The 19224-nt window shown below is 70.3% G+C and carries 21 protein-coding genes; 12 read left to right on the top strand and 9 right to left on the bottom strand.

What is annotated here, in order from left to right; all coding sequences use genetic code 11:
* Nucleotides 1–17 precede the first annotated feature (17 nt).
* From Hrr1229_RS05585 to Hrr1229_RS05575, 3 genes are all read right to left on the bottom strand, one after another.
* Nucleotides 18–422, bottom strand: a complete 405-nt coding sequence (locus Hrr1229_RS05585) for a hypothetical protein (protein WP_123113806.1) — start codon at nt 420–422, stop codon at nt 18–20.
* A 58-nt stretch (nt 423–480) separates the two neighbouring features.
* Nucleotides 481–1782, bottom strand: a complete 1302-nt coding sequence (locus Hrr1229_RS05580) for a ribonuclease R family protein (protein WP_123113807.1) — start codon at nt 1780–1782, stop codon at nt 481–483.
* Between the two features lie 71 nt (nt 1783–1853).
* Nucleotides 1854–2204 (bottom strand): hypothetical protein, encoded by a 351-nt coding sequence (locus tag Hrr1229_RS05575; RefSeq protein WP_123113808.1) that lies wholly within the window; start codon nt 2202–2204, stop codon nt 1854–1856.
* A gap of 141 nt (nt 2205–2345) precedes the next feature.
* On the opposite strand from Hrr1229_RS05575, the gene Hrr1229_RS05570 reads away from it, so the two are divergent.
* Both Hrr1229_RS05570 and Hrr1229_RS05565 read left to right on the top strand, forming a co-directional pair.
* Nucleotides 2346–2825, top strand: coding sequence for a TrkA C-terminal domain-containing protein (locus Hrr1229_RS05570; protein ID WP_123113809.1), 480 nt, complete (start codon nt 2346–2348; stop codon nt 2823–2825).
* Between the two features lie 61 nt (nt 2826–2886).
* Nucleotides 2887–4122, top strand: coding sequence for a cation:proton antiporter (locus tag Hrr1229_RS05565; protein ID WP_123113810.1), 1236 nt, complete (start codon nt 2887–2889; stop codon nt 4120–4122).
* Nucleotides 4123–4666: 544 nt separating this feature from the next.
* Here the strand turns inward: Hrr1229_RS05565 and Hrr1229_RS05560 are convergent.
* The 3 genes from Hrr1229_RS05560 to Hrr1229_RS05550 all read right to left on the bottom strand — a co-directional run bounded on the left by Hrr1229_RS05560 (nt 4667) and on the right by Hrr1229_RS05550 (nt 6990).
* Entirely contained in the window at nt 4667–5113 is a 447-nt protein-coding gene (locus Hrr1229_RS05560; RefSeq protein ID WP_123113811.1) for a DUF302 domain-containing protein, read from the bottom strand.
* Between the two features lie 51 nt (nt 5114–5164).
* Nucleotides 5165–5452 (bottom strand): DUF5789 family protein, encoded by a 288-nt coding sequence (locus Hrr1229_RS05555; RefSeq protein WP_123113812.1) that lies wholly within the window; start codon nt 5450–5452, stop codon nt 5165–5167.
* 416 nt (nt 5453–5868) lie between these two features.
* Nucleotides 5869–6990 (bottom strand): aminopeptidase P family protein, encoded by a 1122-nt coding sequence (locus tag Hrr1229_RS05550; RefSeq protein ID WP_123113813.1) that lies wholly within the window; start codon nt 6988–6990, stop codon nt 5869–5871.
* Between the two features lie 96 nt (nt 6991–7086).
* On the opposite strand from Hrr1229_RS05550, the gene Hrr1229_RS05545 reads away from it, so the two are divergent.
* Together Hrr1229_RS05545 and Hrr1229_RS05540 are read left to right on the top strand one after the other, a co-directional pair.
* On the top strand, nt 7087–7227 hold the full coding sequence (locus tag Hrr1229_RS05545; RefSeq protein ID WP_176329368.1) for a hypothetical protein: 141 nt from the start codon (nt 7087–7089) through the stop codon (nt 7225–7227).
* 91 nt (nt 7228–7318) lie between these two features.
* Nucleotides 7319–7549: a hypothetical protein gene (locus Hrr1229_RS05540; protein ID WP_123113814.1), complete on the top strand. Its 231-nt coding sequence runs from the start codon at nt 7319–7321 to the stop codon at nt 7547–7549.
* 34 nt (nt 7550–7583) lie between these two features.
* Here the strand turns inward: Hrr1229_RS05540 and Hrr1229_RS05535 are convergent, their stop codons facing one another.
* Nucleotides 7584–7970, bottom strand: coding sequence for a VOC family protein (locus Hrr1229_RS05535; protein ID WP_123113815.1), 387 nt, complete (start codon nt 7968–7970; stop codon nt 7584–7586).
* Nucleotides 7971–8034: 64 nt separating this feature from the next.
* A complete protein-coding gene (locus Hrr1229_RS05530) occupies nt 8035–9501 on the bottom strand; it encodes a tRNA(Ile)(2)-agmatinylcytidine synthase (protein ID WP_123113816.1) in 1467 nt (488 codons plus the stop codon).
* Nucleotides 9502–9701: 200 nt separating this feature from the next.
* On the opposite strand from Hrr1229_RS05530, the gene Hrr1229_RS05525 reads away from it, so the two are divergent.
* A complete protein-coding gene (locus Hrr1229_RS05525; protein ID WP_123113817.1) occupies nt 9702–10673 on the top strand; it encodes a transcriptional regulator in 972 nt (323 codons plus the stop codon).
* A 72-nt stretch (nt 10674–10745) separates the two neighbouring features.
* Here the strand turns inward: Hrr1229_RS05525 and Hrr1229_RS05520 are convergent, their stop codons facing one another.
* A complete protein-coding gene (locus Hrr1229_RS05520; protein WP_123113818.1) occupies nt 10746–12233 on the bottom strand; it encodes a P-loop NTPase in 1488 nt (495 codons plus the stop codon).
* Nucleotides 12234–12387: 154 nt separating this feature from the next.
* Here Hrr1229_RS05520 and ahaH point away from each other — a divergent pair, with 154 nt between their 5' ends.
* The 7 genes from ahaH to Hrr1229_RS05485 all read left to right on the top strand — a co-directional run bounded on the left by ahaH (nt 12388) and on the right by Hrr1229_RS05485 (nt 19224).
* Nucleotides 12388–12744: an ATP synthase archaeal subunit H gene (ahaH, locus tag Hrr1229_RS05515; RefSeq protein WP_123113819.1), complete on the top strand. Its 357-nt coding sequence runs from the start codon at nt 12388–12390 to the stop codon at nt 12742–12744.
* 4 nt (nt 12745–12748) lie between these two features.
* Nucleotides 12749–14965 carry a V-type ATP synthase subunit I gene (locus Hrr1229_RS05510; protein ID WP_123113820.1) on the top strand — a complete coding sequence of 739 codons (2217 nt, stop codon included), beginning with the start codon at nt 12749–12751 and terminating at the stop codon, nt 14963–14965.
* Between the two features lie 258 nt (nt 14966–15223).
* A complete protein-coding gene (locus Hrr1229_RS05505) occupies nt 15224–15475 on the top strand; it encodes an ATP synthase subunit K (protein ID WP_066412079.1) in 252 nt (83 codons plus the stop codon).
* Nucleotides 15476–15496: 21 nt separating this feature from the next.
* Nucleotides 15497–16075 carry a V-type ATP synthase subunit E gene (locus tag Hrr1229_RS05500; protein ID WP_123113821.1) on the top strand — a complete coding sequence of 193 codons (579 nt, stop codon included), beginning with the start codon at nt 15497–15499 and terminating at the stop codon, nt 16073–16075.
* Complete coding sequence (locus tag Hrr1229_RS05495) at nt 16072–17118, top strand: V-type ATP synthase subunit C (protein ID WP_123113822.1); 1047 nt, start codon at nt 16072–16074, stop codon at nt 17116–17118. Before Hrr1229_RS05500 ends, Hrr1229_RS05495 begins: the two co-directional genes overlap by 4 nt.
* The gene (locus Hrr1229_RS05490; RefSeq protein WP_123113823.1) at nt 17115–17444 is read left to right on the top strand and encodes a V-type ATP synthase subunit F; all 330 of its coding nucleotides are present in this window, start codon (nt 17115–17117) and stop codon (nt 17442–17444) included. The genes Hrr1229_RS05495 and Hrr1229_RS05490 overlap by 4 nt, the downstream gene beginning before the upstream one ends.
* Before the next feature lies 1 nt (nt 17445).
* Nucleotides 17446–19224 (top strand): ATP synthase subunit A, encoded by a 1779-nt coding sequence (locus Hrr1229_RS05485; RefSeq protein ID WP_123113824.1) that lies wholly within the window; start codon nt 17446–17448, stop codon nt 19222–19224.

The raw sequence follows: 19224 nt of genomic DNA, 5'->3' as shown, positions 1-19224 counted from the left end.
GCGCGCCCCGACCCGCGTCACTCCTCGGGCTGGTGGTCGTCGCCCTCGCCGCCTTCGCCGTCCTCGTCGGCCTCTTCGCCGACCTCGATCCGCACCGGTCCCCCGTCTCTGGGACCGTCGCCGCCGTCGTCCCCCGACGCGTGGCCCGGCCCGTCGCCGGTCGCGTAGTCGTCGAGCGTGGTCTCGTGGGGGTCGCCGCGCTCCCCCTCCAGTTCGCTCAGCGCGTAGCCCACGGCGTAGCCGGTCGATCCCCCGAGGAAGGCGCCGATTCCGGCGCCGATCGGACCGCCGCGGGCGCCGAGGACCGCCCCCGTGAAGCCGCCGACCGTGGCGGCCCGCTCCGCCTCCCGTTCGGCCCGCGAGCGGTCTCGGTCGGCGATCCGATCGGCGGCGCGGCTCTCGTCGCTGTCGTGGTGAGTCATGTCTGCGGGTAGGGGCTCCGGCGGTCTATACGCTTCGCCGAGGGCGGCGAGGGAGCGCTTACACCGTGTGTTTCGCTTCCTCGGCGTCGTCGACGACCTCGATCCCGCGGTTGTTCACCGCGTGGGGGTCGAGCCCCTGCTCCTGGAGGAACTGCTTGTAGAGTCGCTCGACAGTCTCGCCGTCCTTCTGTCGGTCGCTGGCGTGGTCGCACAGCTCCACGAGATTCTCCGGCACGTCGTTCTCGTGGACGATCCAGTGGTTGATCGTGTCCGAGAGCCGCCGGATAGGCGAGGTGAAGTGGCCGTAGATGTCGAAGTTGAGCGCGTGGTGGCCGCCGAACGGGTCGTTCATGTACTTCGCGCGCGGCATCACCTTCAGCACGGCGCGCTGGATCTTGTTGAGCTGCCGCCCGGGCGATTCCTCTAAGGCGGCGTTGACCGCCTTGCGGGGGTCGTCGCCCCACGCGTCGCCGGGGATGGAGACGCCGTCGAGGTCCTGGATCTCTTTGAGCGCCTCGCTCCACTGGTCGGGCGTCGGCTGCGGGTGGACGCGGTACATCGCCTCGACGCCGCGGTCCCACATCAGGGTGTGCGTCACCGCCTTGTTCGCCTTCAGCATCGACTCCTCGATGATGGTGTGCGCGCGGTCGCGGCGCGGGTTCAACACGAGCGAGCCGTCCTCCTTGCGCTGCTCGTGCATCCGGTCGGCGAGCTCGAAGGCGAGTTCGTTCTCCTCGCCGAGCGGGAGAGAGGGGTCCTCCAGCCGCTCCTCGCACTGCTTGTAGGTGAGCCGCTCGTCGGAGTTGATGACGGACTTGTAGATGTCGATGTCCTCGAACGAGAGCGTCTCGTCGTCGATCTCCATCTCGACGGTGTGCGCGAGCCGGTCCTCGTTGGGGACGAGCGAGCAGACGGTCTCGGCGAGCACCGGCGGGAGCATGTGGATCGTGTAGTCGGGCAGGTAGACGGTGTTCGACCGCTTCACGGCCTCCTCCCACATCGCGGTGTCCGGGGTGACGTAGTGGGTGACGTCGGCGATGTGGACCCACAGCCGGTAGGCGCCCTCCTCGCGCTCGATGGAGATCGCGTCGTCGAAGTCCTGCGCGTCGACCGGGTCGGTGGTCCACGTCGTCAGCTCGCGGAGGTCCTCGCGCTCGTCGATCTCGGCTTCGATCTCCTCGTACACGTCCTCGGTCCGGGTCTCGGCCTCGCGGAGGACCTCGTTCGGGAACTCGTCGGGGATCTCGAACTCCTCGAACAGGTCCGCCCGCTTCTCGGCGAGGCGGTCCGCCAGCTCCGCCGTGATCGTCACGGGACCTTGGTCCTCGGCGGACCCGGGTTTCGGCTCGTCGTCTGACATACCGGGACCAACGCGGGTCCGTTAGAAAGGCCTGTCGGGGGGCGGACCGAGGCCGCCGAAACGACGGCGCGCTACCGGTCGCGGTCCGACGGGTCCCCGTCGCGGTCGGACCGGCCGCGGGACCCGGTCGCGTCGGCGCCGTCGCGCTCGTCGGTCCCGACCGCGTCGGCGTACCGGCCGAGGAACTCCTCGCGCGAGAGGCCGTCGGTCTCGATGGAACAGATCAGCGACTCGAGCCCGTCGCGGGGCTGGTGGCAGAGCTCGTCGTCGCAGTCGGTACAGAGGTACTCGAACTCCTTGTCGCGCCGGTTCCAGCGGTCGCCCTCCTTGTCGTACTCGCGCGCCTCCTCGCGCAGCAGCGAGTCCCCGCACGCGATGCAGGTTACCGTCCGCCGATCCCGGCTTTTCCGGGAGCGCCACATATCCGCTACCTCGGACCCACCCCACTTAGCGTTTGGTGCGCGGCGGTCGCGCCTCGGGCGGCGACCGGGTCACTGCCGGCCGCCGCCCGAGACGCGGGTCCGACGTGTAAACCTATAACGCTGGCACCGCTCCTCCCCGGTATGACGATCCGCGAATCCGACCTCCCGGGGGTCGGAAAGAAGTTCGAGATCGACCTCGACGACGGCGAGATGGTCGTCGTCATCCATAATACGGGGAAACGCGAGGTGTTCCGGCGGCCCGACCCGGACGCCGACTCGGAGAAGGTGTTCGAGTTCAGCGACGACCTCGCGCGGACGATCGGCTCGATCGTCGAGGGCGCGTACTTCCAGCCGGTCGAGCCCGACACGCAGGAGACGACCCTGCCCGGCGGTATCCTCTTGGAGTGGTACGAGCTCCAGCCGGGCTCGCCGCTGATCGGCGAGACGCTGGAGAGCGCGGACATCGGCAACCGGACCGGGCTCGTCGTCGTCGCGGTGCAGCGCGGCGACGAGGTCGTCGAGAGCCCGAGCGCCGACACCACGCTCCGCGAGGGCGACACGGTCATCGGCGTCGGGACGCCCGAGGACTGCGCGGCGTTCGAGGAGCTTCTCACCGGATGAGCGGCCGGTCAGACGCGGTCGGGGCGGCCTCTCGACTCGCCCGTTTCGGAGGTGACCGGTAGTGGCGCTGCTCGACGTCGGCGTCATGTTCGCCGCGGTCGCGGTCGCCGGCTGGCTCGCGAACCGCCTCGGCCAGTCCGTGATCCCCTTCTACATCGTCGCCGGGATGCTGCTCGGGGAGTTCGTCCTCGGGCGGCTCGCGCTGCCGACGGTCGGGACCGTCTACGTCCCCGAGACGGAGTTCATCGCGCTCGGCGCGGAGCTCGGGATCGTCTTCCTCCTGTTTTTCCTCGGGCTGGAGTTCAACCTCGACCGCCTGCTCGCCCGACGGCGCCAGATCGGGACCGCCGGGACGATCGACCTCGCGAACTTCGGCGCCGGGCTCGTCCTCGGCTGGTTCGTCTTCGGCGCGCTCCTCCCGGCGTTCCTGCTCGCCGGCATCGTCTACATCTCCTCGTCGGCGGTGATCACGAAGTCGCTCATCGACCTCGGCTGGATCGCCAACGACGAGGCGGAGCCGCTGCTCGGCACCCTCGTCTACGAGGACCTGTTCATCGCCGTCTACCTCGCGGTGGCCTCGGCGCTCGTGCTCGGCGGCGGCGACGTGGCCGCGGCCGCGACCGACGTCGGCATCGCGGTCGCGTTCATCCTCGTGCTGCTGGCCGCGGTCCAGTTCGGCACGCCCGCGTTCGACCGGCTGGTGGCGACGAGCAACCCGGAGTTCGTCGCGCTCCGGTCGATCGCGACCGTGGTGCTCGTCGCCGGCGCGGCGCTCGCGCTCGGCGTCAGCGAGGCGGTCGCCGCCTTCTTCGTCGGGATGGCGTTCGCCTCGACCGAGTACGCCCACGAGATCGAGACGCTGCTCGAACCCGTCCGCGACACGTTCGCGGCGGTGTTCTTCTTCTGGATCGGGCTCGTCACCGATCCGCTGCTGTTCGGCGGCGTGGCGGCGCTGATCGCGCTCGCGGTGGTCGTGACGACGCCGACGAAGCTCGTCACCGGCTTCTTCGCCGGGCGGGCCTTCGACCTCGACACCAAGCGATCGACCCGCGTCGCGCTCGGGATGACGACCCGCGGGGAGTTCTCGCTGATCATCGCGACGGTCGCCGTGACCGGGGCCCAGGCGGGGACGTTCGACCCCGCGCTCGCGCAGACGATCAACGCGTTCGCGGTCGGCTACGTGCTCGTGATGGCGATCCTCGGGACGACGCTGATGCAGTACTCCGCGCCGTTCGAGTCGATCGCCGTCTCGTGGCTGGATCGCGGCGTGGATAGCGGCGGGACGGACCGGCTGTGATCGATTGACTCGGGACCGTCGGCGGGGACATCTGCCGGTCCGGTCGCTCCTTTATAAATAGCCGAGAGCACACGAACGCAAACGACCTCCAAACCACCAGTCGTTCGGCTGTACGTGATCCGTTCCTCCGCGACGACGACCTCCAAAATACCAGTCGTTCGGCTGTACGTGATCCGTTCCTCCGCGACGACGACCTCCAAAGCCCCAACCGTGAGCGGGGGACACGCTCGCTGCGGTCCTCAGTCGGTCGCTACCGCTCCCTCCTTGCGGTCCTTACGTCGTCATCAGAACGCAAAGCGTTCTGATTGGCTCACGAGAGCTCCGCTCTCGTGAACGCCTGCCCCCCGCTCACGGCTGCCCCTTTGAGTCCCACCCCGCACGGCACCGCACCTCACGCCTCCCCAGCCTCGTCAGTCGCCTCCGCTTCGCTCCGGCGACTGACTCCCTCGCGGGCTCCTTCGCGGCCGCCGATGGCGGCCGCTCGGAGGCGCGCCACCGCGCCGGCTATTTATAAATAAAGTCGCGGAGACGCCTTCTCCGTCGACTACTCCGCCAGCTCCTCGAACACGGCGTCGACCATCTCGCCGGTGTCGGCGATGATCTCGTCCATCGCCTCGTCGTCGACGGGCATGCCGAGGAGGCGCGCGATCTTCATGATCGAGACGTGGTAGACGACCTGTTCGCCGGGCGACTCCTCCCAGATAATCATGTTGCAGGGGAACAGCCCCCCGATGCGCTTGTCGGTCGCGTCGAGCGCGCGGTCCGCCATCGACGGGTTGCAGGCGCCGAGGACGTAGTACGGGTCGCGGTCGGCGTCGACCTTCTCGTTGAGCATGTCGGACGGGGAGAACTCGACCGGGATACCGAAGCCGGCGTCGAGGCACACCTCGCGGACGCGCTCGACGGCCGACTCGTGGTCGGTCGACAGCGTCGTCCGCGTCTCGCCGTACTCCTCGGGGTCCAGCTCGTGCGGATCGAAGGGGATCGCCATACGTCGACTCCGCGCTGACGGGGCAAAAAGGCCGCGACGGGGGGGACGCGGCTACTCGGTGGCGACCGGGCCGCGCCCGACGAGCTCCTCGACCTCCGCGACGAACTCGCTGCGGCTCTCGAACAGCGGCACCTCGGACTCCGCGAGCACGTCGTCGAGGTCGCGGGGGCCGTCCGGGCTCCGGACCGCGGCGTCGCCCTCCTGTGCCACCACGTCGCTGCGCTTCGCGGGCCACGTGAGCCGGGACGCGACGCGGGCGATCGGCTCGCCCGCCACGTCCGGTCCCTCGCCGAGCTCGACGGCCGGTTCGCTCTCCTCGGCCTCCTCGTTGTCGCTCATGCCCCGCGATTCCGCTCCGGTGACACTAATGGTTTCGATGCGGGCCGGCCGCCGCCGCGTTCCGCGGTGACCCGCCTCGGATCCGACCGCTCGATCGATTTCCGCGCTCGCCAGCCGCGATCGGCGGCGAACCGTTCGGATCCCCCTGCCGCCGAGGCCGACCCGAGGACCGAAATAATTCGGTGTTACAACTATACGATTCGACACTAACGTTCTATTGCGGAGTAGGCACACGACTCCCGCATCTCGCGTCGGACGTCCGACGCGCCGGTTCTTCGGGGATTCCCGTCAGAGTCCCCCTCCCGTTCCCCCTTTCCGTCTCCTCTTCGGACGCTTTCGTTTCAACGCCGACCGCGTCGCGGCGCCGCGTCCGGACGAACGCGGACGCAGCCGGCCGCGGTCACAGCTAGCCGCGGTCACCGCCAGCCGCGGTCGGTGTCGTTCAGCCGCTCGCGGCCGTCCGCCGTGACGACGACGAGGTCCTCGATCCGACAGCCGAACCGCCCGTCGAGGTAGACCCCCGGCTCGACGGAGAAGACCATCCCCGGTTCGAGCTCCCGGTCGTTCCCGGCGACGACGTACGGCGCCTCGTGGACGTCGAGCCCCACCCCGTGGCCGGTCCGGTGGACGAACGCGTCGCCGTACCCCTTCGCCTCGATCACCTCCCGCGCGGCCCTGTCGACCGCCGCGGCCGTGACGCCCGGCTCCACGGCGTCGACCGCGGCGGCCTGCGCCTCCCGGACCGCCTCGTGGACTCGCTCGTACTCCGCCGGAGGGTCGCCGTCGAACACGAGCGTCCGCGTCTGGTCGGAGGGGTAGCCGTCGACGCGCGTCCCGAAGTCGAGCACGACGGGCTCGCCCGCCCGGATCTCGCGGTCCCCGTGGCCGTGGTGCGGCTTCGCGCCGTTCGGACCAGCGGCCACGATCGTCTCGAACGAGACGCCGGTCCCCCCGTGCGCGGCAAGCCGGTCGGCGATCCAGTCGGCGAGTTCGCGCTCGGTCATCCCGACCGCGTCGGCGCCCAGGTCGCGGAGGTCGCGCACGGTCGCGTCCGCGGCGGCGGCCGCCTCGCGCAGCGCCGCCAGCTCGGCGTCGTCCTTCCGGACCCGCATGTCGGCGAGGACCTCGCTCGCGAGCCCCCACGTCGCGTCCGGCGCCGCCGCCCGGAGGTCCTGCGTGAACGTCGCCCACATCGTGTCGTCGACGAGGAGGCGTCCGTCCCGAAGCCCGAGGTCGGCGAGCAGATCGCGAGCGGCCGCGACCGGGTCCTCGCCGTCGGCCCACGTCCGGACGTCGGCGACGGTCGTCTCCTCGCGCACCTGCGTCTCGTACAGCGACGGGACGAGGAGCGTCGCCGGGTCCGCTCCGCCGCCCGCCGCCGGCACCGCGAGCAGGAAGTGCCGCTCGCCGGGCTCCTCGTCGAAGCCGGTGAGGTACTGGAGGTTCCGGCTCGGGAAACAGACCAGCCCGTCGGCGCCCGCGTCCCGGAGCCGCGCGGCGGCGCGCCGCCGTCGGTCCGCGTGGATGTCGTCGGCCATAGGCGACCTCGGCCCGGCGGTCGCTTATAAGTAAGGAGTCGTTGACGGGGCGGCAAGCGCCGCGTAACCATATGGGTCGCCGCGCTACGGAGAGACATGAGCATCGATAACGGGTCCACGTTCGACTGCCCGGAGTGCGACGTGACCGCCCCCTCGGCGTCAGTCCCGTACGACACCCTCGGCTACGCGGTCTGTCCGGTCTGCTCGCACGTGACGAGACCGGTCGACGAGGAGTGACTCGTCGACGACGGGGAGTGGCCCGTCGAGTCCGTTCCGGCTTCCGCGGTCGAACCGGGCCGTTTTAGCCGCCGCGCCCGCCCCGTGAGGTATGAGCTGGTCACTTGGACGCGAGGATGGGACGATCACCGAGTGGGAGCGCTCCGACGGCTACGCGACGGTCCGGGTTCGCGAGCGCACCGACGGCCGGTTCGTCGTCCGCCTCGACGTGATGGAACAGGCCGCCGACGAGTCGGCCTACGAGCGCGAGCGCTTCGACGACCGCGAGGCCGCGCTCGACCGCGCCGCCGAGTGGCGCGAGGAGCGGACCGTCGAGGAGTGATCGCGGGAAGCGCCGCGCTCCGTCCGCCCTCAATTTAAACGGACGGCACGTCGTCGGCGAGGAACGCCTGACACTCGACGGTCCGTCCGTCGGGGTCCTCGGCGAAGCACTGATAGATGTCGTACCGCTCGTTCTCGCGCGGGTCCTCGACCGCGCTCGGGGCGCTCGCGGCGTCGCGGCGGTCGCTCGCCTCGGCGAGGCGCTCGCGGACCTCGTCGACCGCGTCGCGGTCGGGGTAGACGAACGTGAGCGTCCCGCACGTCTCGGTCTCGTCGCGGTCGCAGAAGCCGAACAGGAAGTTGTCGTAGCGGAGGATCGTGCAGTCCGGCTGTTCGAGCCACGTCTCGGCGCGCAGCTCCTCGCGGTAGAAGTCGACGACGCCGCCTCGGTTCTCCGTCCCGTAGAAGACGATCCCGGACATGCCCGACGGGTCGCGCCCCGACCACTTCACCGCTGCGGGCGGGGCTCACCGCCCCGGGCGGGACTCACCGCTCCGGGTGGACCGGCGCGTCGAACCCGCCCCTGACGAGCGGCTTCGCCACGTGGCGGCGGGCGCTCGGGGGCACCTCGTACCAGCCGGGCTCCAGCTCGCGGTCGACCTCGCGGTCGACCTTCCCGGGCGCGGCGGTCCCGCAGTCGCGGCAGCGGTACCCCTGATCGCTCCCCGCCGACGACATCGACCGCCCGCAGTCCGGACAGGTTGGCACGGCCGGCTCGGTCCTCACGAGGTCGCGCACGGCGAACTTCTCGAGCTTGAGGGTCGACGTCGGTACCTGCGTCCTCTCGCCCCCGCCGTCGGACTCCCGGACCTCGTGTTCGCCGCACAGCGTCACCCGGTCGCCGGGTCGGAGGGCGCGCACGCGGTCGCGGAACCGCCCGGTCGGCGCGAACGCGACGCAGCGGAGGCGGGCCGCGCCGTTCTCCTCGGCCTTCTCGTCACCCTCGTCACCCTTGTCACCCTCGTCACCCTCGTCGCCCGCCGCGACCTCGACGTGGACGTGGCCCCCCCGTTTCGTCTCCGGCTCGCTCGCGACCGCGCCGGCGACCCGGTACCCCGCGCCGTCGCGGAGGTCGCCGATCCGGCCGGGCGCGAGGTGGGCGTCGGTGCCCTGGTTCGTGAGGAACGTCGCGGCGCGTTCCACGGGCTCGCTCTCGATGGCCTCGGCCACGTCCCGACACGTCTCCGGGTCGTCGCCGCGGATCCCGTGGAGGATCGGGCCGGGGGCGTTGGGGACGCAGACCGCCGCGCCAGTCTCCCGGTCGACGGTGTCCCAGACTGTCGGGTACCCCGCGTCGGCCGCGGCGAAGACGCTCTCGACGTCGACCTCGCGAGGCGTCCCGCAGCGATCCAGCTCGCGGTACGAGATCCGCTCCGCCGTCCAGTCGTCGAACGCGGCCGGCGCGCCGACCGCCGCGAGCGCGCCGATCCTCCCGCGGCCGACGACGGCCGACTCCGCCGTCTCCCCGCCGGTCCCGAACGCGGCGTGCCGGTAGCCGTGCGCCTCGGCGAGCGACAGCGCCTCGTCGAGGTCGAGGCGACGGCGGAGCGCGCGGCGAGCGAAGTCGGCCACGTCGTCTGGGATCCGCGCCGCCGACGCGTCGCCGTCGCCCGAGGACGCGGGGAGCGCTCCCGGCGCGAACGGGTCCCCGGCGACGTCGACGTCGGCGACGACGAGGCCCGGAGACGTTCGCGGGTCGTCTTCGGCGGCAAACTCGCGCACGGCCTCCGCGGCGAGGTCGAACGCCGCCGCCGCGTCGACGCCGGAGACGTGGACCGCGACGGCGGCGTTCCCCCGCGTCTTGTGCTTCACGGCGGGGTTCAGTCGGACGAGGAGCCGCCGGCGGACCCGCCCGCCGGCCGATTCGAGCCGCTCGGCGAGCCGCGCGCCGACGTACGTCGTGCACATCCCCCGCTCGCGGGAGTCGGTGTCGTCGACGGCGACGATTGGCATACGCGCCCTTGCCCGTTCCCGGACAAACCGGTTTCGCCCGACTGTGGGGCCGATCGCGGCTACCGGCCCCTTCCGACTCGGACTCGGACTCGGTATTTAACCGCTCCGCCCGATTCGTCGGGAAAACCGCAAGCGGGCGGCGGTTTCGCGCGAATACAAGTGACACAACGCATATATACGGTGAACTGCTTGTTTCTGGTATGTCCCGGACTGCGCTGATCGAAAACGTCACCGCGATGCTCGAGGACGCGGGCTTCCTCGTCAGCGACCGGTGTGCGGTCCGGCCCAAGAGCTTCGACGTGGCGGCCCGGCGCGACGAGGACCTCCTCCTCTTGAAAATACTCGGCAACGTCGACGCGCTGGACGCGGAGACTGGCGCGGAGATGCGCCGGCTCGGCGAGTACCTGCACGCGACGCCGATGGTGATCGGAATCCGGACCCGCGACGAGGAGCTGAAGCCCGGCGTGGTCTACTTCCGGCACGGCGTCCCGGTGATCAACCCCGACACGGGGTACGACCTGTTCGTCGAGGGGATGCCGCCGCTCATCTACGCGGCGCCCGGCGGGCTCTACGTCAGCCTCGACGGCGACCTCCTCGCCGACGAGCGCGAGGAGCGCGGCTGGTCGCTCGGGCGGCTCGCGACCGAGCTCGGCGTCTCCCGGCGCACCGTCTCGAAGTACGAGGACGGGATGAACGCCTCCATCGAGGTCGCGGTCCAGCTCGAGGACCTGTTCGACGAGCCGTTCTCCAGCCCGGTCGACGTGCTGGGCGGCGCGGACGAGGTGCGCGACGCCGATCCGACCCCCTCGGCGCCCGAGACCGACCCCGACGACGAGCACGTCCTCCACGTGCTTACCAACGCCGGCTTCACGGTCCACCCGACCGCCCGCGCGCCGTTCAAGGCGGTCTCCGAGGACGACCAGCGCGCCGAGACCCGGGTGCTCACCGGCCACTCGGCGTTCACCCCCGCCGCGGAGAAGCGCGCGCGGATCATGTCCTCGATCGGCGAGGTCGCCCGGACGCGCTCCGTCTACTTCACGGAGGAGGACGAGAAGCGCGAGTCGGTCGACGGCACCGCCCTGGTCTCCTGCGAGGAGCTCGCCGGCATCACTGACCCCGAGGAAATCCGCGAGCTCATCCGCGATCGGGCGGCGGCGCCCTCCGAGGCCTAGGCCGGAGATCCGCGACCGCAGCCCCTCTCTCTACCGTCCGAACGCCGCTTTCAACCGCCCGAACGCCGCCTCTTAGCGTCCGAACAACCGGCTGAAGAAGCCGCCGCTCTTCTCTTCTCCCCCCTCCTCGTCGTCCGTCTCCGCCGCGTCCTCCGGTTCCTCCGCCTCCTCCGCTTCTTCCGTCTCCTCCGCGTCCTCGGCGCCCTCCGAGAGGACGGTGTTCATGCCGGTGTCGTCGTCGCGGAACGGGACGCTCCCCGCCAGCTCGTCGTCGGGGTCGGCGGTCGGTTCCTCGGCGGCCGCAGCGCCGTCGTCCGGCTCGGGTTCGTCCGCGGCCGTCTTCGGGGGGCTCTCCGCGTCGTCTATCTGCACACCCTCGCTCTCCGCGTCGTCGATCGTCTCCGCGTCGTCGGGTGCTTCCGCCTCGTCGAACGCCTCCGGATCGTCGACATCGTCCTCGATCATCGCCTCGAGGTCGTCGCCGTCGACGTGCTCTTCGCCGACCGTCTCCGTCTCCCCGGTCGTCTCCGCCTCCCCGTCGCCTTCCGCGGCGGGGTCCTCGTCGGCGACGATAATGTCCTCCTCGTCGCCCGGGTCGCTCAGTCCCCCCGCCTCGGCGTCGGCGACGATGATGTCCTCCTCGTCCGTGTCGACGCGCTCGACCGTCTCCGCCTCGCTGGTCGTCCCCGCCTCCGTGCCTTCTCCGACGGGGTTCTCGTCACTCCCGGAGGTCGCCCCGGCCGCCGCGGTCTCAGCCTCGTCCGGTTCGGCGTCGTCAGCGTCGTCGTCCGCATCTGGTTCGGTGTCGTCGGCCTCCGCGTCGTCGCCCTCGCTGGTCCCGGCCCCCTCGATATCGACGTCCGTCAGCGCTCGCGTGAGGTCCCGGTAGGCCCGGGTGGCGGGCGCGTCCGGCGCGAACGTCGGAAGCGGGCGGTTCGCGGTCGCCGCCCGCACCACGGCGTCGTCCTCCGGGATCCGGCCGAGAATTGCCGCGTCGAGGACGTCGGCGGCGAGCCCGTCGACGCCGACCTCGTCGGCGTCGGGGTCGACGCGGGTGATCGCGGCGCCGGCGACGTCGCCGCCGAGCCGCTCCGCGAGCTGCCGCGTCTTCTCGGTGTCGCCGAGGGCGCTCCGCTCGGCGGTCGAGACGAGCAGGGTCTCGTCGGCGATCGCTAGCGGGAGGCTGGAGTCGTGCGAGAGCCCCGCCCCGGCGTCGACGAGCACGTAGTCGGCGTCCTCGAAGGCCGCGACGACGTCCGCGAGCCCGGCCGGATCCGCCGACGCGTAGGCGTCGAGGTCCTCCGAGCCGGGGACGACGCGGAGCCCCTCCGGCCCCTCGTGGACCGCGTCGAGCGGGTCGGCCCGCCCCGCGAGCACGTCGTGGAGCGTCGGCTCGTCGGGCGTCACGCCCAGCGCGCCCGCGAGGTTCGCCATGCCGATGTCGGCGTCGATCGCGACGACGTCGGCGCCGGAGCCCGCCAGGACCGTCGCTATCGCCGCGGTCGTGGTGGTCTTCCCGACCCCACCTTTCGCCGACGCGACCGCATACACCGTTGCCATACGGTGACGGTCCGGCGACTGGTACTTAAATGTAGGCGGCAGGCGGTCGATCAGACCCCCGTCGCCGCCGATTCCCGCCGCTATCGGGAGCAAGGCCCGCGTACTTTCGCAAACACCTTATACGTCGCTTGTAGAGTTTCAGGCGATTAGTAGCATGGCGAGACCAGAGGTGCTCGACCGGATCAAGGAGGCTGAACGGGAGGCGGACGAGATCATCGCGACGGCGGAATCGGACGCCGACGAGCGCCTCGCCGAGGCTCGAGAGCGCGCGGACGAGATCCGCGCCGAGGCCGAGGAGGAGGCGGAGTCCGAGGCCGCGGAGCGGCTCGAGGCGGCCCGCGAGGAGATCGAGGAACGGAAGGAGGAGATCCTCGAGGCGGGCCGGTCCGACCGCGACGAGCTCGAACGCGAGGCCCGCGAGCGCGTGGACTCGGCCGTCGACTACGCAGTCGAACGGTTCGAGGAAGCGGTGAACCAACAGGCCGAGGAGGCGGTGGATGCTCAGGCCTGAGCGGATGAGCAAGGTGTCGGTGACGGGCTCGAAGCGCGTCATCGACGACGTCATCGAGGCGGCGTACGCCCACCACTCGCTGCACGTCACGGACTACGACGAGCGCTACGAGGGGTTCGCGCCCGGCGAGTCGCTCGAGGGCGCCGAGACGGTGAACGAGCAGCTCGTCACCGTCCGCGCGCTCGAGAGCGTCCTCGACGTCGAGGGCGACGAGCTCGACGCGGCCCGCGCCATCGACGACGAGGAGCTCGAACGCGAGCTCGCCGACGTCCGCGAGCGCGTCAACGCCCTCAACGACCGGCGAGACGAGCTCCAGGCCGAGATCCGCGATCGGGCGGAGGCGATCGATCGGATGGAGCCGTTCGCGGACCTCGGCATCGAACTCGACCTGCTTCGCGGCTACGACTCGCTCGAGGTCGTCGTCGGCGAGGCCAAGCCCGACGCCGTCGAGGAGACGCTCGCCGACGCCGACGGGCTCGACGCCTACGAGGTGTTCGCCGGCAGCGACGTCGTGGCGATCTTCGCGAAGCCCGCCGACGGCGCCGAGGAGGGCGTCCTGCAGGACTCGCTCGTCGGCGTCGACATCGCGCTGCTGGAGGTGCCGGAGGCCGACGCCGGCCCCGCCGAATACGTTGCGGAGCTTGAGCGCGAACGCGAGGAGCTGCGGGCCGATCTCGAGGAGATCGAGGCCGATCTCGCCGACGTGAAGGGGGAGGCGGCCGGCTTCCTGCTCCGCGCCGAGGAGCAGCTCACCATCGAAGCCGAGAAGAAGGAGGCGCCGCTCTCGTTCGCGACCACGGAGAACGCGTTCGTCGCCGAGGGGTGGATCCCCACGGACACCTACCCCGACTTCGAGGCGAGCATCGCCGACGCAGTCGGTGACCACGCCGAGGTCGAGGAGCTCGAACGCGCCTCGTTCACGCCCGACGGCGACCACCACACCGAAGCGGTCGCGGACGGCGGCTCCGCGGGCGGCGCCGACGCCGCGACCGCGGCCACGGGAGACGACGCCGACCGCGAGGCCGCCACCGACGGCGGCCACGCGACGCACGGCGACGACGACCCGCCGGTCGTCCAGGACAACGGGAGCGCGGCGGGCCCCTTCGAACTGCTCGTGCAGGGGTTCGGCCGGCCGAAGTACTCGGAGTTCGACCCGACGCTCCTCGTCTTCCTCACGTTCCCGCTCATGTTCGGCTTCATGATCGGCGACGTCGGCTACGGCGTCCTCTACGCCGGGATCGGCGCCTTCCTGTACAGCCGGTACGACGGGACGTTCCGGGAGCTCGGCGCCGTCGCGATGTGGGCCGGCGGCTTCACGATCCTGTTCGGGATCTACTTCGGGATCGACGTGTTCGGCTACCACGCCTACCAGCTGCTGCCCGGTGACATCCACTGGCCCGTCGACGGGAAGGGGCTCTCGCCGGCCGACATCGACTGGGCGCTGTCGTTCCTCGTCGCGAGCGTGCTGTTCGGGCTCGCCCACCTGAACGTGGGTCACGTCCTCTCGTTCGTGAGCAACTACCAGCAGCACGACCTCAAGCACGCGCTGTACGAGGGCGGCTCGTGGCTGCTGATCCTCAACGGCGCGTGGATCTGGATCTTCAGCCAGCACCTCCCCGGTCCGAAGCCCGACTTCCTCTTCGAGTCGTTCTCGATCCTCACCTTCGGGGCGGTGTCGTTCGGCGGCTTCCCGGTCGCGGTCGGGTACGCCGCCATCGCGGCCATCCTCGCGGGCGTCGTCCTGCTCGCCATCGGTGAGCCCCCGGAGCTCGCCGAGGTGCTCTCCCCGATCGTCAACGTCATCTCGTACGCCCGGATCATGGCGGTGCTGCTCGCGAAGGGCGGCATGGCGCTCGCCGTGAACCTGCTCGCGTTCGGCGCGTACATCGACGAGAGCGGCGAGGGGAGCTTCCACTTCATCTTCAGCGCCGACTACCTCCAGTACGTCCGGAGCCACCCCGAGGACTACGAGCTCGTCTTCGCGGGGATGACGACCGCCTTCGACCCGGCCTCGATCGGCGCGGTCGGCGTCGTCGCGCTCGTCGGCGGGATCATCGTCGCGGTCGTCGGCCACATCGTCGTCCTCGCGCTCGGGATCACCTCCGCCGGCATTCAGGCGGTGCGCCTCGAGTACGTGGAGTTCTTCGGGAACTTCTACGAGGGCGGCGGCGACAGCTACCTGCCGTTCGGCTACGACCGGCAGTACACCACCGAGGAGTAGCCGGCGCCCGCCTCGCCGGCCGCCTGCCGACTCCGTTCGCCTCGACTCGGTCGGCGCGCTCGCCGCGATCCGATTCACCGCCGTCCGCATCGGCCCGACTCCGGCCGTCGACGGCGCGTCGATTCGGGTCAACCGACGCGTTTAGCCGTGTCTCTATCCCCGACTACGGCCGCTCTATTCGGTCGTTTTGGGAAGCTTTATGACTACTGTGGCGGCAACTACCTACCGTTCGGAGACGAGCAACCGGAACTACTACCAATGCTTGAAGCTACCAACGCACTCGGGAACGCCGTACTGTCCACCGGAGGAACCCTCACCGACCCCAGCGCCGCAGCGGCGCTCGCCGTCGGGCTCGCCGCCCTCGGTGCGGGATACGCCGAGCGTGGTATCGGTTCGGCCGCCGTCGGCGCGATGGCCGAGGACGACGACCTCTTCGTCAACGGGCTCATCCTGACGGTGCTTCCCGAGACGATCGTTATCCTCGCACTCGTCGTCGTCTTCATCGTCTGAGCGGCACTTCCTTTCACACCAATGAGTTTGGACACTGTCGTTGAGGACGTTCGAGACGAAGCCCGCGCGCGTGCAGAGGAGATCCGCGAAGCGGCGGAGTCCGAGGCGGACGAGATCGTCGCCGAGGCGGAGACCGACGCCGAGCGCATCCGCGAGGAGCGCCTCGCCGAGGTCGACCGCCAGATCGATCAGGAGCGCGAGCAGGCGCTCTCGTCGGCCAAACTCGAGGCCAAACAGGAGCGGCTCGGCGCCCGTCGGGACGTCCTCGAAGACGTCCGCGACGACGTCGAGGCCGCCATCGAGGGGCTCGACGACGACCGCCGTCGCGAGCTCACCGAGACGCTGCTCGACGCGAGCCTCGCGGAGTACGACGACGACGAGGACGTCGCCGTCTACACCCGCGCCGAGGACGTCGAGCTCCTCGAGGAGCTCGTCGCCGACCGCAACGCCGAGGTCGACGGCGAGGTCGACTGTCTCGGCGGCGTGGTCGCCGAGAGCGACACCTCTCGCGTTCGCGTGAACAACACGTTCGACTCGGTCCTGGAGTCCGTCTGGGACGACGAGTTGAAGAACATCTCGGAGCGACTGTTCGACCAATGAGCGCCGTCGGGAGCTCGAACCCAGAGTACGTCGTCGCGCGGGTTCGTGCCCGCCGCGGCAGCCTCTACGGGGACGAGGAGTACCGGAAGCTGACCCGCATGAGCCCGGCGGAGATCGCCCGGTTCATGGAGGAGTCGAGCTACGGCCGGGAGATCAACGCCCTCGGGAGCCGCCACGGCGGCGTGGACCTCATCGAGTACGCGTTGAACCGGAACCTCGCCGCGCAGTTCGAGGGGATCTTGGACTGGAGCGAGGGGTCGCTGTACGACCTCATCGCCCGGTACCTCCGCAAGTTCGACGCGTGGAACGTGAAGACGGTCATCCGCGGCGTCTACACCGACGCGGACCAGTCCGCCGTCGAGGTCGACCTGATCCGCGCCGGCGAGTTCGACGACCGGCGGATCCGCCGCCTGTTGGAGGCCGACTCGATCGACGCCGTCGTCGAGGTGCTGGAGGACACGATCTACGGGCCGCCGCTCCGCGAGGCGTACGCCGAGTACGAGGAGACGGACGTGCTGGTGCCGCTGGAGAACGCCGTCGACCGCGCGTTCTACGAGCGGCTCCTGTCGGGGCTCGGCGGCGACGAGCCGACCCGGCAGTACGAGGCGTTCCTCAAGGCGGAGGTCGACTTCCGGAACGCGACCAACGCCCTCCGGCTCGCCCGGTCGGGCGCGGACATCGACCCCGCCGAGTACTTCATCGAGGGCGGCGAGCTGTTCACCCGCGAGTCGCTCGCGCGGCTCGCGCGGAACCTCGACGAGCTCGTGGAGTACATCGCGGACAGCCAGTACGGCGAGGAACTCGGCCCGGCGCTGCGCGACCTCGAGGAGGCGGACAGCCTCATCGCGTTCGAGCACGCGACCGACGCCGCGCTGCTGGCGTACGGCGACCGGCTCGGGACGGTCCACCCCGTGTCGATCACCCCGATCATCTCCTACATCCTCGCGAAGGAGCGCGAGGTGGAGAACATCCGGGCGATCGCCCGCGGGAAGGAGGCCGGGTTGCCGGTCGACCAGATCGAATCGGAGCTGGTGATAACATGAGCCAGGAGATCGCCGTCGTCGGCAGCCCCGAGTTCACCACCGGGTTCCGGCTCGCCGGCGTGCGGAAGTTCGAGAACGTACCGGACGACGAGAAGGACGAGCGGCTCGACGACGCCGTCGAACGGACCCTCGACGACGAGGACACCGGCATCATCGTGATGCACGACGACGACCTCGACCACCTCTCGCGGGGGACCCGCGAGTCGGTGGAGGGGAGCATCGAGCCCGTGCTCGTCACGCTCGGCGGCGCCGGCGCCGGCAGCGGCGGGCTGCGCGACCAGATCAAACGAGCCATCGGGATCGACCTGATGGAGGAGGACGACTAATATGAGTAAAGCAGAATCCACGGAGACCACCCCAACCGAAGACGGTGTTATCCAAAGCGTGAGCGGTCCGGTCGTGAGCGCCCGCGACCTCGACGCCCGCATGAACGACGTCGTCTACGTCGGCGACGAAGGCCTCATGGGGGAAGTGATCGAGATCGAAGGCGACATCACGACCATTCAGGTGTACGAGGAGACCTCCGGGGTCGCCCCCGGCGAACCCGTCGAGAACACGGGCGAGCCGCTGTCGGTCGACCTTGGTCCGGGCATGCTGGACGCCATCTACGACGGCGTCCAGCGCCCCCTGGACGTGCTGGAGGGCAAGATGGGCAGTCCGTACCTCGACCGCGGGGTCGACGCGCCCGGTATCGACCTCGAGCAGGAGTGGGAGTTCGAGCCGACCGTCGAGGTCGGCGACGAGGTCGGCCGCGGCGACGTCGTCGGCGTCGTCGAGGAGACGGTCACCATCGACCACAAGGTGATGGTGCCGCCGGACGCCCTCGAGGAGGGCGAGACCACCGAGGTCACCGCCGTCGAGTCGGGCTCGTTCGACGTCACCGAGACGGTGGCCGAGCTCGCCAACGGGACGGACGTCTCGATGCACCAGGAGTGGCCCGTCCGCGAGGCGCGCCCCTCCGCGAACAAGAAGACGCCCCGGACGCCGCTGGTGTCCGGCCAGCGCATCCTCGACGGCCTCTTCCCCATCGCGAAGGGCGGGACGGCCGCGATCCCGGGCCCGTTCGGCTCCGGGAAGACGGTCACCCAGCACCAGCTCGCGAAGTACGCAGACGCGGACATCATCGTCTACGTCGGCTGCGGCGAGCGCGGCAACGAGATGACCGAGGTCATCGAGGACTTCCCCGAGCTGGAGGACCCGGCCAACGGCAACCCGCTGATGGCCCGCACCTCGCTCATCGCGAACACCTCGAACATGCCCGTCGCGGCGCGTGAGTCCTGCATCTACACCGGGATCACGATCGCCGAGTACTACCGCGACATGGGGTACGACGTCGCGCTGATGGCCGACTCCACCTCGCGGTGGGCGGAGGCGATGCGCGAGATCTCCTCCCGGCTGGAGGAGATGCCCGGCGAGGAGGGGTACCCCGCGTACCTCGCCGCCCGGCTCGCGCAGTTCTACGAGCGCGCCGGCTACTTCGAGAACGTCAACGGGACGGAGGGCTCCGTCTCGGCGATCGGCGCGGTGTCGCCGCCCGGCGGCGACTTCTCCGAGCCGGTCACCCAGAACACGCTGCGCATCGTGAAGACGTTCTGGGCGCTCGACGCGGACTTAGCGGAGCGACGCCACTTCCCGTCGATCAACTGGAACGAGTCGTACTCGCTGTACAAAGACCAGCTCGACCCGTGGTTCGAAGCGGAGGTCGCCGACGACTGGGCGGAGAAGCGCCAGTGGGCGGTCGACGTGCTCGACGAGGAGACCGAGCTGCAGGAGATCGTGCAGCTCGTCGGGAAGGACGCCCTGCCCGACGACCAGCAGCTCACCCTGGAGGTCGCCCGCTACCTGCGCGAGGCGTACCTCCAGCAGAACGCGTTCCACCCGGTGGACACGTTCTGTCCGCCGGAGAAGACGTACCTCATGCTGACGACGATCGAGACGTTCAACGACGAGGCGTTCAAGGCGCTCGAAGCGGGCGTCCCCGTCGAGGAGATCGTCGACACCGAGGCCGCCCCGCAGATCAACCGGATCGGCGTCCAGGAGAACTACGAGGAGTACGTCGAGGAGCTCAAAGCGGAGATCACCGAGGAACTCCGGAGCCTCTACTAA

Source organism: Halorubrum sp. CBA1229, assembly GCF_003721435.2.
Lineage (GTDB): Archaea > Halobacteriota > Halobacteria > Halobacteriales > Haloferacaceae > Halorubrum.
This window is presented reverse-complemented; position numbering and strand designations above follow the sequence as displayed.

Bases quoted from the DNA above. Each gene is read 5' to 3' on its own strand.
- Hrr1229_RS05540 (WP_123113814.1), top strand. From the start codon at position 7,319: ATGAGCTGGTCACTTGGACGCGAGGATGGGACGATCACCGAGTGGGAG.
- Hrr1229_RS05555 (WP_123113812.1), bottom strand. From the start codon at position 5,452: ATGAGCGACAACGAGGAGGCCGAGGAGAGCGAACCGGCCGTCGAGCTC.
- Hrr1229_RS05570 (WP_123113809.1), top strand. From the start codon at position 2,346: ATGACGATCCGCGAATCCGACCTCCCGGGGGTCGGAAAGAAGTTCGAG.
- Hrr1229_RS05495 (WP_123113822.1), top strand. From the start codon at position 16,072: ATGAGCGCCGTCGGGAGCTCGAACCCAGAGTACGTCGTCGCGCGGGTT.
- Hrr1229_RS05585 (WP_123113806.1), bottom strand. From the start codon at position 422: ATGACTCACCACGACAGCGACGAGAGCCGCGCCGCCGATCGGATCGCC.
- ahaH (WP_123113819.1), top strand. From the start codon at position 12,388: ATGGCGAGACCAGAGGTGCTCGACCGGATCAAGGAGGCTGAACGGGAG.
- Hrr1229_RS05500 (WP_123113821.1), top strand. From the start codon at position 15,497: ATGAGTTTGGACACTGTCGTTGAGGACGTTCGAGACGAAGCCCGCGCG.
- Hrr1229_RS05510 (WP_123113820.1), top strand. From the start codon at position 12,749: ATGAGCAAGGTGTCGGTGACGGGCTCGAAGCGCGTCATCGACGACGTC.
- Hrr1229_RS05535 (WP_123113815.1), bottom strand. From the start codon at position 7,970: ATGTCCGGGATCGTCTTCTACGGGACGGAGAACCGAGGCGGCGTCGTC.
- Hrr1229_RS05505 (WP_066412079.1), top strand. From the start codon at position 15,224: ATGCTTGAAGCTACCAACGCACTCGGGAACGCCGTACTGTCCACCGGA.
- Hrr1229_RS05520 (WP_123113818.1), bottom strand. From the start codon at position 12,233: ATGGCAACGGTGTATGCGGTCGCGTCGGCGAAAGGTGGGGTCGGGAAG.
- Hrr1229_RS05545 (WP_176329368.1), top strand. From the start codon at position 7,087: ATGAGCATCGATAACGGGTCCACGTTCGACTGCCCGGAGTGCGACGTG.
- Hrr1229_RS05490 (WP_123113823.1), top strand. From the start codon at position 17,115: ATGAGCCAGGAGATCGCCGTCGTCGGCAGCCCCGAGTTCACCACCGGG.
- Hrr1229_RS05485 (WP_123113824.1), top strand. From the start codon at position 17,446: ATGAGTAAAGCAGAATCCACGGAGACCACCCCAACCGAAGACGGTGTT.
- Hrr1229_RS05575 (WP_123113808.1), bottom strand. From the start codon at position 2,204: ATGTGGCGCTCCCGGAAAAGCCGGGATCGGCGGACGGTAACCTGCATC.
- Hrr1229_RS05560 (WP_123113811.1), bottom strand. From the start codon at position 5,113: ATGGCGATCCCCTTCGATCCGCACGAGCTGGACCCCGAGGAGTACGGC.
- Hrr1229_RS05530 (WP_123113816.1), bottom strand. From the start codon at position 9,501: ATGCCAATCGTCGCCGTCGACGACACCGACTCCCGCGAGCGGGGGATG.
- Hrr1229_RS05580 (WP_123113807.1), bottom strand. From the start codon at position 1,782: ATGTCAGACGACGAGCCGAAACCCGGGTCCGCCGAGGACCAAGGTCCC.
- Hrr1229_RS05550 (WP_123113813.1), bottom strand. From the start codon at position 6,990: ATGGCCGACGACATCCACGCGGACCGACGGCGGCGCGCCGCCGCGCGG.
- Hrr1229_RS05525 (WP_123113817.1), top strand. From the start codon at position 9,702: ATGTCCCGGACTGCGCTGATCGAAAACGTCACCGCGATGCTCGAGGAC.